The sequence below is a fragment of the Hippea sp. KM1 genome (assembly GCF_000526195.1).
Taxonomy (GTDB): domain Bacteria; phylum Campylobacterota_A; class Desulfurellia; order Desulfurellales; family Hippeaceae; genus Hippea.
Window position 1 is genome coordinate 1069412 of the sequence record NZ_JAFP01000001.1, and the last position, 17370, is coordinate 1086781.

The 17370-nt window shown below is 43.9% G+C and carries 15 protein-coding genes; all 15 read right to left on the minus strand.

The features are described from left to right. Position 1: 1 nt before the first annotated feature. From D891_RS0105475 to iorA, 15 genes are read right to left on the minus strand one after another with little or no spacing between them, the layout of a single operon-like run. Positions 2 to 1672 carry an SLC13 family permease gene (locus D891_RS0105475; RefSeq protein ID WP_025270127.1) on the minus strand — a complete coding sequence of 557 codons (1671 nt, stop codon included), beginning with the start codon at positions 1670 to 1672 and terminating at the stop codon, positions 2 to 4. Continuing rightward, on the minus strand, positions 1669 to 2478 hold the full coding sequence (locus D891_RS0105480; protein ID WP_025270128.1) for a ParB/RepB/Spo0J family partition protein: 810 nt from the start codon (positions 2476 to 2478) through the stop codon (positions 1669 to 1671). The genes D891_RS0105475 and D891_RS0105480 overlap by 4 nt, the downstream gene beginning before the upstream one ends. After that, on the minus strand, positions 2471 to 3217 hold the full coding sequence (locus tag D891_RS0105485) for a ParA family protein (RefSeq protein WP_025270129.1): 747 nt from the start codon (positions 3215 to 3217) through the stop codon (positions 2471 to 2473). The genes D891_RS0105480 and D891_RS0105485 overlap by 8 nt, the downstream gene beginning before the upstream one ends. After that, on the minus strand, positions 3214 to 4254 hold the full coding sequence (gene murG, locus D891_RS0105490) for an undecaprenyldiphospho-muramoylpentapeptide beta-N-acetylglucosaminyltransferase (protein ID WP_025270130.1): 1041 nt from the start codon (positions 4252 to 4254) through the stop codon (positions 3214 to 3216). Before murG ends, D891_RS0105485 begins: the two co-directional genes overlap by 4 nt. Continuing rightward, the gene (locus D891_RS0105495) at positions 4251 to 5783 is read right to left on the minus strand and encodes an AAA family ATPase (protein WP_025270131.1); all 1533 of its coding nucleotides are present in this window, start codon (positions 5781 to 5783) and stop codon (positions 4251 to 4253) included. The genes murG and D891_RS0105495 overlap by 4 nt, the downstream gene beginning before the upstream one ends. Continuing rightward, complete coding sequence (locus D891_RS0105500) at positions 5777 to 6673, minus strand: NAD(+)/NADH kinase (RefSeq protein WP_025270132.1); 897 nt, start codon at positions 6671 to 6673, stop codon at positions 5777 to 5779. Before D891_RS0105500 ends, D891_RS0105495 begins: the two co-directional genes overlap by 7 nt. After that, positions 6674 to 7384, minus strand: coding sequence for an ABC transporter ATP-binding protein (locus D891_RS0105505; RefSeq protein ID WP_025270133.1), 711 nt, complete (start codon positions 7382 to 7384; stop codon positions 6674 to 6676). Further along, positions 7384 to 8142 (minus strand): ABC transporter ATP-binding protein, encoded by a 759-nt coding sequence (locus D891_RS0105510; RefSeq protein ID WP_029952052.1) that lies wholly within the window; start codon positions 8140 to 8142, stop codon positions 7384 to 7386. The genes D891_RS0105505 and D891_RS0105510 overlap by 1 nt, the downstream gene beginning before the upstream one ends. After that, complete coding sequence (locus tag D891_RS0105515; protein ID WP_025270135.1) at positions 8121 to 9047, minus strand: branched-chain amino acid ABC transporter permease; 927 nt, start codon at positions 9045 to 9047, stop codon at positions 8121 to 8123. Before D891_RS0105515 ends, D891_RS0105510 begins: the two co-directional genes overlap by 22 nt. After that, positions 9047 to 9919 (minus strand): branched-chain amino acid ABC transporter permease, encoded by an 873-nt coding sequence (locus D891_RS0105520; protein ID WP_029952053.1) that lies wholly within the window; start codon positions 9917 to 9919, stop codon positions 9047 to 9049. The genes D891_RS0105515 and D891_RS0105520 overlap by 1 nt, the downstream gene beginning before the upstream one ends. Continuing rightward, the gene (locus D891_RS0105525; RefSeq protein ID WP_025270137.1) at positions 9916 to 10461 is read right to left on the minus strand and encodes a macro domain-containing protein; all 546 of its coding nucleotides are present in this window, start codon (positions 10459 to 10461) and stop codon (positions 9916 to 9918) included. Before D891_RS0105525 ends, D891_RS0105520 begins: the two co-directional genes overlap by 4 nt. 48 nt (positions 10462 to 10509) lie before the next feature. Then, complete coding sequence (locus D891_RS0105530; protein WP_025270138.1) at positions 10510 to 12387, minus strand: hypothetical protein; 1878 nt, start codon at positions 12385 to 12387, stop codon at positions 10510 to 10512. After that, the gene (locus D891_RS0105535) at positions 12387 to 15005 is read right to left on the minus strand and encodes a valine--tRNA ligase (protein ID WP_025270139.1); all 2619 of its coding nucleotides are present in this window, start codon (positions 15003 to 15005) and stop codon (positions 12387 to 12389) included. Before D891_RS0105535 ends, D891_RS0105530 begins: the two co-directional genes overlap by 1 nt. 14 nt (positions 15006 to 15019) lie before the next feature. Continuing rightward, the gene (locus D891_RS0105540) at positions 15020 to 15598 is read right to left on the minus strand and encodes an indolepyruvate oxidoreductase subunit beta (RefSeq protein ID WP_025270140.1); all 579 of its coding nucleotides are present in this window, start codon (positions 15596 to 15598) and stop codon (positions 15020 to 15022) included. After that, a complete protein-coding gene (gene iorA, locus D891_RS0105545) occupies positions 15595 to 17367 on the minus strand; it encodes an indolepyruvate ferredoxin oxidoreductase subunit alpha (RefSeq protein ID WP_084042323.1) in 1773 nt (590 codons plus the stop codon). The genes D891_RS0105540 and iorA overlap by 4 nt, the downstream gene beginning before the upstream one ends. Positions 17368 to 17370 lie beyond the last annotated feature (3 nt).

A 17370-nucleotide genomic window follows, 5' to 3' on the forward strand; every position in this document is an offset into this window, starting at 1 on the left:
ATCAACCTCCTAACAACAACCAGACCATACCTATAGCAACAGATATGGCCGTTGCTGGAACTCCGACTTTCAAAAATTCCTTAAATGTTATGGGGTAACCTGCCCTCTCTGAGATTCCAGCCGTCACAACATTGGCACTGGCACCAATAAGCGTTCCGTTTCCGCCCAAACACGCACCCAAAGCCAAAGCCCACCACAGTGTATTACCTGCATCCGGTATGGTCTTTGTAAGGTAAGCAACCACAGGCAACATAGTGGCGGTAAACGGTATATTATCCACAATGGCGGATGCTATGGCAGCCACCCAGATTATCAAGATAATAGCCAAAGGCAGGCTGTTGCCGGCCAAATCCTTAACCCAGTTGGCAACCATCATTATAACACCGGTTTGAACGCTTGCCTCAACAATAACAAACAGCATCATAAAGAAAACAAGGGTGGTCCATTCAACCTCATGCTCCATCATCTCTGTAATATCCACACCGCTAAACAACAGTATCAACGATGCACCTATCATGGCTGCAATGGATGGCTCCATATGCAAAAATCCGTGGGTTATAAACAGCAATATAACAAGACCCAAAACAAACAGGCAATACCTCAAAAGCTTTGCATCGGTAATCCTGTATTCCTCTTTGAGCTTCTCCAGCAACTCATCAACATTGTCTATCTTGCCCTTTTTATACTCCTTGCCGTAAAAAAACTTCATAACAAACACATTTACAACAAGTATAATCGCAATAACATCGGCAAGGTTTATAAGGAACTGATTGAATGTAAGGTGGGCATAAGAACCTATCATGATATTCGGAGGGTCGCCTATCAATGTTGCAGTGCCGCCCATGTTGGAGGCTATAACCTCTGGTATCAACAGGCTTAAGGGGTTTATATTCAACATCAACGCTATCTCAATAGAAACCGGCGCAATTAAAAGCATCGTTGTAACATTGTCCAAAAAAGCAGAGACCACGGCGGTAACGAACATCAATATAACGGACAACTTAAACACATTGCCCTTGCTCAATGCATATGATTTGTAGGCCAGCCATTGAAAAACACCGGTCTTCTTCATAACGCCTACTATTATCATCATGCTCATAAGAAGCAGGATAACATTGAAGTCAATACCCTTAACAGCCTCCTCAAACGACAAAATAAAATAGTTTTCATTGAAGGTTCCAAGGGTGTATGAGACAAACAAAAGCAAGCTCGCACCAAATAGGGCCGCAACGGTTCTGTGGAGTATCTCAAGTGAAATCAGAACAAATGTCATAACCAGCACGCCCAGGGCTATCCAGAAAGCCGGCGTTATAGCCCTGTATAGGGTCTCATTTACCGAGGATATGTATATATCGCTGCCGTCTTTGAGCTTCGAATGGAGTATGTTCTCTATCGGTTTTTCAACGGTCTTGTATGTGGTCTTATCAAACCTTATATACACATCCTTGGGGTTGATCCTGTTTCCTATCTCGGTCTCAACAAAGTATGTGCCCTTATCCGTTGTTTCTGTCTTTGCTATAACCTTGTGGTTGTAAATAATCTCAACATCCACACCGTCTATACCGACACCGTGTTCGTTTTTGAGTATACCCCCCACCCTGAGTGTGGCAGCATCAGCTACAGCCAAACCGACAAAAACAAACAATACAGCAAACAAAAGGAGTCTTTTCACCCGCCTACCCTCCTTAAAAATTCATCCAGCTCATTCAAATCATTCAGGACAAACTCCACCTTGTATCTATTGTTCTTAAACCTCACCTTAACAGAATGACCAACAGCACCCTTCAGCCTCTCTTCTATCTCCCTTAGCTGCTCTATCTGTTTGGAATCGTAAACCGCCTTCTCGGTATCCCTGACACTTAGCTTTTCTTTCTTTATCCTTTCTGCCAAGCGTACCTGCTCATCTTCATCCTTCAATGCCAACAGCGCCCTGGCATGCCCTGCGCTGATCTGGGAGTTTTTTATCATCTCTATTACCCTTTCGGGGAGTTTTAAAAGTCTCAGCGTGTTGGCAATCGTTGTTCTATCCTTGCCTATCCTCCTCGAAAGCTCCTCTTGTGTATAGCCAAAGCTATCCATCAACCGCTTATAGGCCAAAGCCTCCTCAATCGGATTGAGATCCTTTCTCTGGATGTTCTCTATAAGGGCGATCTCTGCAGCCTCTTCATCGGATAGCTCTCTAACTATAGCCGGAATAGAGCTTAACCCCGCCATCTTGGCCGCCAAGAACCTGCGCTCACCGGCAACTATCTGGTATCTGCCCTCTATCTCTCTGACTATTATCGGCTGTATGACGCCCTTCTCTTTTATAGAGTCTGCAAGCTCCTTGAGTTTTTCCTGGTCAAACTCCTCCCTCGGCTGAAAAGGGCTCTTTTGGATTAGATCCAGCTCCAAAATAGAGATCCTATCCTCATCGTCTATGCTGACATCGCCAAATATAGCCTCAATTCCCCTTCCAAGTCCCGTCTTTTTAGGCATACCTCAAAACCTCTTTAGCCAAAGATAGATAGCTTTTGCTGCCTGGGCACTTTATATCGTATGTAATGGCAGATTTACCGAAGCTTGGAGCCTCAGACAGCCTCACATTCCTTGGAATAAGTGTCTTGAATATGTATTTGGGGAAATGCCTTTTGAGCTCCATCTCAACCTGTTTGGACAGATTATTCCTCTTATCGTGCATCGTAAGCAGTATACCCTCGATCCTTAACGACGGATTAAAGGTCTTTTTCACCAGGTTTATCGTATGCAAAAGCTGAGCAAGCCCCTCCATGGCAAAATACTCACACTGAACAGGCACCAACACAGAATTGGCAGCAACCAAAGCGTTTATCGTTAAAAAGCCCAAAGAAGGGGGGCAGTCTATCAGGATGTAATCAAAGTCCTTGATATCCCTGATCAACTCCTTAAGTATTCGCTCCTTGTTCTTCTTATGCGACAACTCCACCTCAGCGCCTATCAGCGATATGTTTGACGGCACTATAAAGAGATTCTCCATCTCGGTGGGCGTAATCAGCGATTTAAGTGTTCTCTTACCAATAAGTGCATGATAAACACATATATCCTTCTCAATACCCAAGCCACTTGTGGCATTGCCCTGGGGATCCATGTCTATTATCAAGACCTTCTTGCCAAAAACGGCCAGCGATGCGCCCAGATTAATAGCCGTTGTGGTTTTGCCCACCCCACCCTTCTGATTGGTAATAGCTATAGTTCTCATCTTCTCACCATCTCAAGATAGCCAAGCATTTTTTCACAAGCATCCCTTCTACACAACCCAAAAGCGTTCTCAGACATAGCCTTTAATCTGTCAGCCGTTAAAGATGATATAAAAGTGTGGAGCGTTTTTCCACTTAAATCTTCGTCCTTAATTATAATTGACGCTTTATTATCTAAAAAATACTTAGCGTTATGGTATTGGTGGTCATAGATCGCATAGGGATACGGAACCAGAATAGACCCCAAACCGGCGCAGGCGATCTCACTCAAGGTTGATGCCCCCGCCCTGCAGATAATAAAATCTATGTTGCTATAGAAGGATTCCATATCTTCTATAAAATCCACAACCCTCCAATCCTTGCCATTTTTACCATAAGCCTCTTTAACCCTTTTGTAATCCTCAATGCCCGTCTGGTGGATAACATCTATATCTATATCAAACTTGGATAGCTCAATCATGGCATTATTAATACTCCTTGAGCCCCTGCTGCCGCCTACAACACCTATCCTCAGCCTGCCTTCAAACGACCTTTCTATCCTCTTTGTTTTTATTCTTGTGGGGTTGCCCACCACTATAGAATTCATCAAAAACCGCTGCGTATAATCAAAATTCACAAACACCAAATCAACCAATCTGGACAATAGCCTGTTGGCCTTGCCGGGTATGGAGTTCTGCTCAAGTATTGCACTCCTTTTCTTCAAAACCACACAGGCCAGCATAACCGGCAGGCTCACATAGCCACCAAAACCCACGCAAAAATCAGGTTTGACCCTTTTTACTATACCTATCGAGCGAAGAAGGGCTCCTGCATTGGCAAAACTGTTTAACAGCTTTTCCTTCAAACCCTTGCCCATCATACCTTTGGATCTTAAAAGCACATATTCAAACGGGTATTTCTTTAAAACCCTATTCTCTATACCGTAAACAGACCCTATAATGATTGGATTATAGCCCCTTTTCTTCAAAAAATAGGCAAACTCCAAAGCTGCAAATAGATGGCCGCCCGTTCCGCCACCGGTTAAAACCACATTCTTCATTCTTCACCAACAATACTCTTGGTTCTCTGGCTATCAAAGACCTTTTCAACCCTATAGACCTTATCGGCTATCGATTTGGCCTCATCGCTATGGGTTATCATTATAACCTGATTCCTGTCTGCATAATCCCTAATCAGTCTGAGAACGGCCCTTAGGGTTTTGCCACTAACACCCGTTTCTATCTCATCCAAAAGCAAAGACTGGTGTGTGGATTTTATATCGGCAATCGCCCTTTTAAGCGCCAAGATAAAACGGGACCGCTCACCGCCGCTTGCCACCTTGTCTATCGGGGCAGGTTTTAGGTCTGGGTTTGCGCTAAAGGCTATAGAGACGCTATCAAACCCCTGCGAGGATAGCTTAACCCTATCAAAATCTATAGACACAACGGCCTTATCAAGCAAAAGCTCACCCAAATACTTTCCTATTAGCTGTTTCAGCCTCTTAGCCTCCTTTGCCCTTTCCCTGCTTAAAACCTCAGCACTGTTTAAAACCTGTCTTTCTATCTCATCCATCCTCTTTTGAGCAGTCTCAAGCTCATACAGAAGCTCCTCTTTCTCCCTCAACAGACCTCTAAGGCTTTCTGCCTGCCTTATAATCTCATTCAGCGGTTTTGAAAACTTCCTCTGCAGCTTTTCAAGCTCGAATAGCCTCGATTGAACCCTGTCTATATCCTCATCCTGATAGCTCCTCTGCAGGATCTCCTCAAGTTCATACCGTGCGACATTGAGCTTTTCTAAGGCTTCACTGAACAGATCAACAGATTCAATCTCAAAACCGTTGTTTCTTAGCTTTTCAAGCATATTAACGCTTCTGCTCAATATATCCACCACGCCATTGTCGGCTGCATAAACCCCATCTATGATGCTCGATACATAGTCTTTAGCCATGGATATGGCCTTTATCTGTCTGGAGAGGTTTAAAAGCTTTTCATACTCCCCCTCTTTGGGGTCAACCCTCTCTATGGCATCAAGCAGGACTTCAGGATGGAGCCTCTCTATTTCATCAATTCTATCCCTTATAGCCTTTATCTTTTCAGAAAAATCCACAAACTGCCTGAAATCCGATCTAAATGCCTCCTTGATTTTGCTATCAATCAGGCTATCAATGACCTCAAGCAGCGATTTTGATGAAAAGGCCTCAGCCCTGTAATCGTATGAAACAACGCCAATCAGGAGATCCTTAATCGTTGAGACCACCCTGGATGTTATAGGCTCATGATTTAAAAGCAGTCTGGATTTACCTCTCTTTATCGTTCTGGTGAGCAGGATCTCATCATCATCGATACCAAACACCTCCAATTGGGTCTTTTGAGCACTGTTCAACTTAAACAGCAGCTTAACCACAGCATTATCGCTAAAATTACCGATAAGACCTGTATCAACCCTGTTCGAAAATACACTATCTATAGCCTTTAAGATCAACGATTTGCCGCTTCCCGACTCACCCACTATGGCGGTTAAGCCCTCGGATGGCTCAATCGTGCATCTCTCTATGGTCAGAAAGTTCTCTATCTCTATGCTCTTTAGCATTTCAGGCTTCTGACCTTCCTCTCCTCCCAGTTGAGTTTTGTTCTTAAGACATCAAAGTAATTCTTGCCCTTCTGGGTTATTATCTTTATCTTTCTTTTGGATTTACCCACGACCATCCTGTGGTTCTTTGTTATCTTATAGCCAATCTGCCCATCCAGTGTGGCCATAACATCGTCTATCTCCTCATCCATCATCACCGTCAACTCAACATCAACAGGCAGAACAAGCGGCCTGTTTGAAAGTGTATGGGGGCAAATGGGCGTTATGATAATACAATCCATCGTCGGATAGACAATGGGGCCACCGGCAGCCAAATTGTAAGCCGTTGAGCCAGAGGGCGTCGATATGATTAGACCATCGGCATGATAGACAGCCACATGGTAAATGTTTGAGCCTATCCTTGCTTCAACCCTCAACGGCACTATCCTGGCCAAAGCCCCTTTGTTTACGACAGCATCGTTAAAGACGGTTTTCTTTGTTATCAAATCACCGCCATCGTATAGCTCCACATCCAACATCATCCTCTCTTCTATGTGATACTCGCCCTTAATGAACACATTATCCAAAACGGCATACATTTCAGATAAGGGCACCTCGGTCAAAAAGCCCATTCTGCCTAAATTGACACCTAAAATCGGTATATCCCTCTTGGATTCATTTACAGAGCGTGCAGCAGAGATAAATGTGCCATCTCCACCCAAAACCAGGATCATATCAACATAGGCGGCAAGCTTATGCCTTTCTATACCCTCCTTATTCAACACAGAGGCGGCCTCCTGCCCCAACAATACATTAACACCCAAACCATTCAGGTAATCGACAAGCTGCTTTATTATCTTGTCTATATTCTCAACCTTGGTCTTGGCTATAACACCAATCTTTTTAAGCATCTATCCTCCAAAATAAGCCCTTTTTATTCTCAGCTCATCCTGAAAATCGCAAGCCCTTCCCTCATCTGTTATAACACCGTTTTTCAAAACATACACCCTATCTGCCACCTTTATGGTTTTGTTCACATTCTGTTCAACCACCAAAACGGTAAAGCCGCTCTCCTTCATAAACACTATGATATTAAACAGCTCCTTAACAAGCTTGGGCGACAAACCGGCCGAAGGCTCATCCAGCATAACAAACTTGGGCCTCCTCAGAAGCAGTTGAGCTATAGACAGCATCTGCTGCTCCCCACCGCTTAACAGACCGGCCTTTAAATAAAGCTTATTCTTAAGATTGGGGAAAATATCAAAAACCTTATCACTCTCCCTTTTAAAATAGTCCCACGATTCCCTCTTTATCCTATTGAATGCCGCTATGGCAAGGTTATCATAAACACTCAAATCGGCAAAGACCGTGCGTTTATCGGGAAGATAGGCCATACCCATCCTCATTATCTTATATGTCTTTGAATGGGTTATATCCTCACCCAAGAATACAACCCTGCCGCTTTTGCTCACAATATTTACAATTGCATTCAAGAGCGTTGTCTTGCCGCTGCCGTTTGAGCCTATCACGGCAACAGCCTCACCCTCTTTAACCTCTATAGAGACGCCCTTTAACGCTTGAGCCTTTCCGTATGAAACCCGAATATCCTCAGCCTTTAGCATTACCCACCCAAATACGCCTTAATCACCCTATCGTCGTTGGTTATCTCACTCGGCAACCCCTCTGCAATCTTTTTACCACTATCCATCACCACAACAGAGTGAGAACAGTTGGCCACAAATTCAATGTCATGCTCAATAAGGAGGATCGACACGCCCCCTTCCCAAATCCTGAATATGGCATTGAGCAGCTTATCGGTCTCGCTCTCATTGAGGCCTGCAGCAGGCTCATCAAGCAGGATGAGTTTTGGCTGTGCCACCATAGCCCTTGCAAGCTCAACGAGCCGCTTTATGCCAAAAGGAACCTCAGAGGGCATCTTGTAAGCATAATCCTCTATCTTTAAGAAACGCATGGAGCGCTCAACCTTCTCAAATATGGCCTTCTCCCTTTTTCCTGTTATACCAAGCATAACCTTAAAAGGATTAAACTCACCCTCTATATGCAAACCCACCGCTATATTCTCAGCAATAGTCAGGCTATCAACGAGCCTAATATTCTGAAATGTTCTGGTTATACCCAAAGGGGCAAGTTCAAACGGTTTTAGTCTGGTCAGCTCCTTATTCAAAAACCGAATCTTTCCGCTGTCTGGCTTATACAGACCGGTAATTATATTAAAAAGCGTTGTCTTGCCCGCCCCGTTTGGCCCGATTAAGGCCTTTATCTGCTTTTGCTTAACATCGAAGCTGACACCATCAACAGCCCTTATGCCGCCAAAAGATTTGGATACATTCAAAACACTTAGTATTGGTGCTTTTTCCATCGAATAAAACCACCTAAACCCTTAGGCATAAACATAACCATAACAATAAGCAGAAGACCGTTGAATATCGGCCAGTAATCCTGAAGCGAGGTGATCAGGTTGGGAATCACCTCCAAGAATACAGCCATAACAAGCCCGCCAAATATACTGCCCATTCCGCCAACAAACATCATGACCACATAGTTTATCGACTTCAAAAGACTAAACGATGTGGGCGAGATAAAGCCTATGTAAAATGCAAAAAGCGAACCTGCAAATGAGGCATAGATACAGCTTATAACAAAGGCTATGATCTTGTATTTATGCGTATTTATGCCAAATGAGAGGGCAGCCTGCTCTGCCAGGCTTGTGCTCTTAAGCGCCCTGCCGAAGGCCGATGATGTGATATTCTTGGCAATAAAGGCAAACACAAATACCAAAATCCAGATAAAGAAGTAAAACTTCTTCTCGCTATCGAATACAAAATCGCCAACAGAAAGCATCGGTATGCCAACCAAACCCTGATGCCCACCGGTTATCCAATTCAAATTATTGGCAAGCATATAGATAATCTCGCCTATAGCCAGTGTGGCCATAGCCAGATAATGCCCCTTTAGCTTCAGTGTGGGATAGGCCACAAATAGGGAAATCAAACCCACAACAAAAGCCGTTATAAACATAGAAATCCATGGTGATATGCCAAACTTGATAGAGATAATGGCCGATATGTATGCACCAAGCCCCACAAAGCCCGCATGACCCAACGATATCTGACCGGCAAAACCTGAGAGTATATTCAAACCCATAACAACTATAGAGCTTATGGCTGCAACCGAAAGCATATTCAGGACAAACGGATTGCTCTCAACAACCCCAATAAGCAACATTACTGCCACAAAGACACAGATGGCGCTAAACTCCTTCATTACACCCTCTCAACATCCTTAGAACCAAATATACCTTCAGGTGCAACAAAAAGCACGGCTATCATAACCACAAAGGCAACCATGTCCTTATAGGAGGATGAGACATACCCGGCTGCCAATGATTCACTGATCCCTATAACCAGACCTCCGACCACAGCTCCTATGTTGTTCCCAAAACCGCCAACCACGCTGGCTGCAAAACCCTTAAGACCAAACATCAAACCCATGTCGTATTTAACAAAGCTAATAGGGGCAACCACAGCCCCGCCAATGGCACCAACCAGGCCGCTTATAAAAAAACTCATGCCACCTAAATTCGATACATTGACGCCAAATAGCCTGCAGGCCAGTGGGTTGAGCGAGCTTGCCACAAACAGCTTGCCCGTTAAGGTTTTAGAAAAAAACCAGAACAACAACCCAACCAATACAACAACGACAGACAAAACAATTACATACTGGCTTGAGAATGTCAAACCAGCAACACTTACGCTTTCGAAGGGTAGGAAGTTCTTAACAGGATAGGCGTTTTTACCAAAAACCACCATCGTTATGCCCCTGATGAGAACCGATATGCCTATGGTCAATATTATCAAGGAAAGCTCAGTGGGCTTCCTTGTGTTCTTTATGAAAATAAAATAGATTAAAATACCAACAATACCGACAAACACCGATGAAGCTATTAAGGATAAAACAACAGGCCACCCCAGGCCCAAAAGATAGAATTCAACAACACCGCCCAGCATTATAAATTCGCCCTGGGCAAAGTTCACTATCTTTACCGATGAGTAAATTATGTTAAAACCTATGGCAACAAGGGCGTATATTAAACCCGTTATTATGCCGTTTATCGTGTATTGAATAAAGGTTTCTATAGCGTATCCTCCAAATCTTCCGCCTCTTTCTTAAACAGTTCAGCGGTCAAATCGTCTATGTTGCAAAAATGGATCTCCTCTATATTTTTAGCATCCCTTAAAAACTCAACGGCAGTGGTAAAGATGATATGCGCAGCCCTCTCCTTTGGAAAGCCGAAGATACCTGAGCTTATGGCTGGTAAAGATACACTTTTTATTCCCTTCTCCTCAGCCAACTTCAATGCACTCAAGACGGCACTCTTAAGCTTGTTATCTTCATCACCTTCACCCCAAACAGGGCCAACGGCATGTATCACATATTTAGCCTTCAGCCTACCAGCGCCTGTAATGGCAGCAGATCCTGTTGGAACATAGCCAATTTTATCACTCTCTTCCTGTATCTCATAACCACCCTTTCTTACAATAGCACCAGCAACACCACCGCCGTGCTTTAGATGAGAATTGGCCGCATTTACAATCGCCTCTGTATCCTCTTCCGTTATATCGCCCTGAACAACCTTCACGACCTTATCGTTAATCCTTAATTCTTTTAAAACCCTCATTGTATATCACCCCTTTTATATTTTAAGACAAAAGAGCTATTAACGGCTTCAATATTCCATTCTTGCTGCTGTTAATCTGTCTGCCTCATATATGCCCCTGATGAACCTATCAAAGAAGCCTGTTGGCAGACCTATAACAGATATTATGAATTCGCCCTCTTTTGCTGCGCCGACAACCCTTCCCTTCACATCGCCTGAGCTGTAAACCATCTTTATCCCTGTATTGCCTATATCAAACAGCTTTATGTTGTAAGCGTTGTAGTGTTGTTTTGCTATTGTTATATGATGGGACATATAGTTCCTTATGCCAAGCAGATAGACCTTGCCGTTTTCTTCAAACACACTTATGGCCTTTGGAACAACAACACTGTTCTTCTCTATTAGCTCCTTTATATCGGCCTCTTTGTTGTTATCCATAATGGGATATCTTTGTATAAGCCTTTCACCGCCACCAAAGCCGTATGATGTGATCTGTTTAACCTTACCCGTTGCGAGGTTATAAACCTTTAGCTGAGAGGCATCATCTAAATAGACTATCCTATCCCCCACCTTAAAGAACTCATAGAAGCTGTGTGGCCTTACGGGTAATCTAAACTTAGATACCCTAAATGTATCAAGATTTAGCTGATATATATCACCATAAAAGAGTCTGCTTATGCTGGCCTTCTGAGCCAAAATAACAGGATGGGAACTCAACTTATCGTAAAACCTCAGATGATAAGGCAAATCACCCTTTATGATATGAAATTTCTTGTTCTTTATGTATCCAATGGCCGACGATAAGGCTCCGTATCTGTTGATATTGGTGATCAAAACAAGCGTCTTTCCATTAACCTTTGCAGAGTCGATGTTTATAATCGTATCGCCGTATGAGAATTCATAAAGCTTCTCAAAGCTATCTATGTCGAATCTAAACACCAAAACATTCGACCCTTGTGCTATGGCTATCCTATCCTTGCCATCTAAATCTCCGTAATAGAACGCCGTCGTATCGTGGCCAATATCCTTATACAGCACAACCTTGTAAGAGTTAGAAGACATATCAACATTGGTGTATGGGCTGTAAAGCCCGACCTTGTTCAATATAGACTCCCAGAAGGTAAGCCTTTCTGATAACCTCAGATTGGATGCAACGATGTTGTTTGGCGGTATATCATACGACGGTGATGAGTTGATGGCTGCTATGGTTTTGGAATCCATTTGCAGAAGACCGCTTTTTATAACCACACCGCCATAACCGTTTAGAAGCCTATACTTAAGCTGCTTGTGCTTTATAGTGGAGACAAATAACACATAATCGGCATCTATAACATTGGCCAGCCTCTTTACAGCCTCCCTCTCATACAAGGAGTTGATCCTGTTATCGACAATAGCCGTCTGGATAACATCGGGGTTTATGACATAGAACCTTCCCGTCTCTTCCAAAGCCTTCTTAATCTGCTCATACAAAAATGGATTCCTGACTATAACGGCTATCCTGTATGAAGCCTTGCCGCAAACCCAGTTATCACCCATCCTCGGCTTGCCAAATATCTCCCTTTCACCGTTTGGTATGATACCCAGACCTATAAGATACTTCTTCTGCCTCTCAACCCCCTGGGTTATTTTAGCTTCAGCCTTATGGGGAAACACCCTAAAAACCGTTGCGTAAGCTATGCCCTTTTTCAAAGAGACGCTTTTGCCCGAAGGGGACACAAACACCCCCTCGTTTCTGTATATGTAAACAAAACTCCCCTTCAAAAGGCCATCGTTTAGACCCTTATCAAGAACGACCGTATTGGTCTTCTCATTTATCCCTATAATCCTGCCCTTTATTACACCCTCAGAAGATGAGAGAATATCCCTGCTCAGCTGATTAAAAACCTCAAAGGCATAGCTATTTATGGCAAAGAACATCAAAATCAACGCAACGGCTATCTTCTTCATTAAACCAACCCCTTTAACTGTTCTAACCTGCTCTTGGTTTTTTGATACAACCTGCTAACATCCTCAAACTCGGCCTTCTTTTGCTCTATCAACTCCTTCGGGGCCTTCTCAAGAAACGCCTGGTTGTTTAGCTTGCTATTCAAAAACGACAGCGATTTTTCCTGTTTCTTTAGAAGCTTTGTAAGCCTCTCTATCTCCTTTTTAACATCTATATTACCCTCAACAGGCAAGAATATATCGCCGTAAATAGTCGACTGCACAATGCATTCCTCGTCCGGCTTGTGCGTTATTATGAGATTATCCACACCGGCTAACGCATAGATGTAATTCTTAAAGTTTATGATTATCGATTGGGTCTTCTCATCCTCAACCTTCATATAGACCTTTATCTTCTTTGACGGTGGAATGTTATTCTCGCTCCTTAGATTCCTTATAGAGCGAATTGTATCCAGAACAACATCCATTGAGGCCTCTATATCCTCAGAAATCATCGATTCCTTATATTCAGGATACTCGGCTATCATTATAGATTCACCCTTCTTATTGGGCAGCCTCTGCCACAACTCCTCCGTTATAAACGGGCTGAATGGGTGCAACAGTCTCAAAATCGTCTCAAAAACCTCCAGCAGTGTATACTTTATGGAGTATGAAAACTCATCATCCATGTGAACCTTACTCATCTCTATATAGTAATCACAGAACTCATGCCAGATAAACTGATAGATGGCGCTTGCAGCCTCGTTAAACTTATACTCAGCCAGCCCCTGCTCAACCCTCTTTATGGCCTTGGCCAGTCTGGATTTTATCCAGATGGAGGCCGGTGAGAGCTTTTTGGGCTTTTCTTCAAACTCCATACCCTCGGTGTTTATTTTTATAAACCTGTATGCATTCCAGATCTTATTCATGAAACGCTTATAGCCCTCGATTTTATCCTCAGAGAGCTTAATATCCCTACCTTGGGCTGCCAGAATCGCAAGCGTGAATCTCAACGAATCGGCACCATACTTTTCAACAACCTCTAACGGGTCAATAACATTTCCCTTTGTCTTACTCATCTTTTGACCATACTGATCCCTGACAAGGGCGTGTATATAGACATCCCTAAACGGCACATCCTTCATAAAATGCAGCCCCATCATCATCATGCGGGCAACCCAGAAAAAGATGATATCAAATCCGGTAACAAGCAGGCTCGTCGGATAAAAGCGCTTCAAATCATCCGTCTGGTTGGGCCATCCCAGTGTGGACATGGGCCAAAGGGCAGATGAAAACCATGTATCCAAAACATCCTCTTCCTGAATCAATCGTGCACTTCCGCAATGCTCACAAACCTTAGGCTCATCCTCAGACACCGTATACTCACCGCAATCCTCACACTTCCATACGGGTATCCTATGACCCCACCACAGCTGCCTCGATATGCACCAATCCTTAATGTTATACATCCACTCAAAATAGGTCTTCTCCCAATTCTTGGGCACAAAGCGTGTATTACCGCTCTTTACTGCCTCTATCGCAGGCTCTGCCAAAGGTTTGGTTTTAACAAACCACTGCTCAGAGACATAAGGCTCAATAGTCGTATGGCATCTATAGCACTGACCCACAGCGTGCTTTATCTCTGCAACATTCTTAATGAAACCCTTACTCTCAAGCTCAGCCACAAGCTTTGAGCGGCATTCAAATCTATCCATACCCTTATAGTGCAGGGCCTCTTCGGTCATCCTTCCGTAATCATCGATCGCCACAACCAAATCTAAATTGTGCCTTCTACCAACCTCAAAGTCATTTGGATCGTGTGCCGGTGTAATCTTTACAACACCCGTTCCAAACTCCATATCGACATATTCATCGGCTATAATGGGAATGACCTTGTTTTTGATGGGCAAAACAACATTCTTGCCAATAACATCCTTATATCTGTCATCGTTCGGATTGACCGCCACAGCCGTATCACCAAACATCGTCTCAGGCCTTGTTGTTGCAACCACAACACCGCCCGATCCATCCTCAAACGGATACTCTATGTAATAGAGCTTTCCCGTTTCGTCTTTGTGCTCAACCTCCAGGTCGCTTAGTGCCGTATGGCATCTGGGACACCAATTAATGATGTATTTGTCTTTATAGATCAAGCCCTCTTTGTAAAACTGAACAAAAACCTTCCTAACGGCCTTTGAAAGCTGCTCATCCATCGTAAAACGCAATCGAGACCAGTCGCAACTCAAACCGAGCCTCTTTATCTGATTAACAATCCTATTGCCGTATTTTTCTTTCCATTCCCAGACCTTTTCAACAAACTTCTCCCTTCCTAACTCCTCTTTCTTTATGCCCTTGCTTGCTAAATCCTTCTCCACCATATTCTGGGTGGCAATGCCGGCATGATCCGTTCCTGGCACCCACAGCACATTATAACCCTTCATCCTCTTATACCTGACCACGATATCCTGCAGGGTGCCGTTTAGTGCATGGCCTATATGCAAAGCCCCCGTGACATTCGGTGGAGGTATAACTATGCTAAAATTCTCTTTACCTTCCCTATCGGTGGGTTGAAAATAACCGTTCTTCTCCCAAAATTCATACCACTTTGTCTCAAATGACGGCGAATACTTCGTTTCATCCATTGCCTCACCCCTTCTTATGCTAATTCTTCTGATAGTTTTCTTCCATAGTTAAAAGCCATGGCGTTTATCGTTCTGAGTTTTTCCGGCAAAACATCATCTATGGCCTGCAAAAAATACTTCTCATCCACATCCAAAAATACAGACAAAACACCCAACATCACGGTATTTGTGATCTTATCGTTGCCAAGTTTTATAGCATCATCCAAAAACCTTCTCTTTATGAGCTTCTTTACCTTAACCGTCTCCATCATGCTGTCTATCTTTTCCTCATCAATCACCTGATTTATTATGGGCATAATCCTGTCGTTCACTATCACAACAGAGGATGGATTTAGATAACCAACCCATCTTAACATCTCCACCTTTTCGGTTGCAAACATAAAGGGCACCTGACCCCTTTTATCCGTTGGTGAGTAAACCCTCTCACCAAACCTTACCGAGGCGCTAACAGATCCGCCCCTCTGGCTCATGCCGTGAATCTCACTTTTTTTAACATCAAAACCGGCAAGCATGCACGCCTGCGCCACTATATTGGAAGCTGTGATTATACCGTCTCCTCCAACACCAACAAACAGCACGCTTTGAATGTTCATTTCTCCTCCTTAACCACGATAGCACCCTCAACGGGGCAGACATTCTTGCACACCTCACAGCCCGTGCACAATACCTCATTTATGATAGCCTTGTTATCCTTAAAGTCTATAGCTGGACAGGCTATGCGCAAACACCTCTTACAACCGATGCACTTATCAGGCACAACCACAAGCGGCGTATCCTTGATCTTCTTGGGTGCAAGAACACAGGGTCTCTTTGCCACAATAACACTCAGACCATCTGTATCGATTTGCTGGTTTATAATCTCCTTTGTGGCATTATAGTCGTATTGGTCAACCTCAAAGACACGCTCTATACCCAGAGCCTTTGCAAATCTTACAATATCCACAGGTTCAAATTCATCGCCGGATAAAGAGAACCCGGTGGATGGGTCTGGCTGACCGCCGGTCATAGCCGTGATTCTGTTATCCAGTATAATCACCGTCATATTGGCCTTGTTAACATAGGCATCTATAAGCGGCTGGATACCCGTATGGAAAAAGGTCGAATCGCCTATAACGGCCACGATCTTCTCCTTATCTTGAGCCTTTGCCATACCAACAGCAACGGATATGCTTGCACCCATACAGATGGTTGTATGCATAGCAGAAAGCGGTGGCAAGGCACCCAGCGTATAGCAACCTATATCACCCGTGATAAACACATCCTTTCTTGAATGCAGTATGTCAAAGATTGGCCTGTGCGGACAACCAGGACATAAAGCCGGTGGCCTTTTGGGCAGCTCAAACTCCTCTGTAAAGATAGCCGCCGTCTTATCCTTCAAAACCCCTGCCTTGTAAAGCCCCTCTTCCACCACATCAAGGTTGAATTCACCATCGTAAGGGAAATACTTTTTACCCTCAACGCTAATGCCTGCTATCTTTAGCTCCTCCTCCATAAACGGCTCAAGCTCCTCGACAACCAAAACCCTATCAAAGTCCTTCACAAACTCCCTAAGCTTGTTTATGGGCAGGGGATAGCTAAAGCCGATTTTAAAGAAATGTGCCTCGGGCAAAAGCTCCTTAACATAGTTGTAAGCCATGCCGGCTGTAATTATACCAACATTTATAGAGCCCTTCTCTATTCTATTGATAGGCGTCTCCTCGCTAAACGCCTTTAGTCTTTCAAGCCTCTCCAAAACGGTTTTATGCCTCTGTATGGCGTTTGCAGGTAACATTACATACTTTCTGAAGTTTTTGTCTAAAGAAAGCTCTCTTTCGTTGTCCAATGTCCTGGGGTCAAATTGAACAACGCCCAATGAATGGGAAATTCTGGTGGTGGACCTAAACAAAACCGGTGTGTCGAACTTCTCGCTAACCACAAAGGCATACTGCATATAGCCCATAGCCTCAAACGGGTCTGTGGGCTCTATTAAAGGTATCTTTGCAAACTTGGCATAGCGCCTGTTGTCCTGCTCGTTCTGGGATGAATGCATGCCAGGATCGTCAGCACTAACAACAACAAAACCGGCATTAACACCGGTATAGGATGCCGTCATTAGCGGGTCTGCTGCCACATTCAAGCCCACATGCTTCATGGTTGCAAAGCTTCTTACACCCGCAATGGATGCACCAAGGGCTGCTTCAAAACCAGCCTTCTCATTGGGTGCCCACTGGGCTATAACATCGGGATAGTTCTTGAAATGCTCGAGTATCTCACTGGATGGGGTGCCTGGATAGCCGCTTGCAAAACGGGCATTACCCTTATAGGCACCTATGGAAATAGCCTCATTACCGCTTACCATCTTCTTTATTAGCTTCAAGTCCATAAC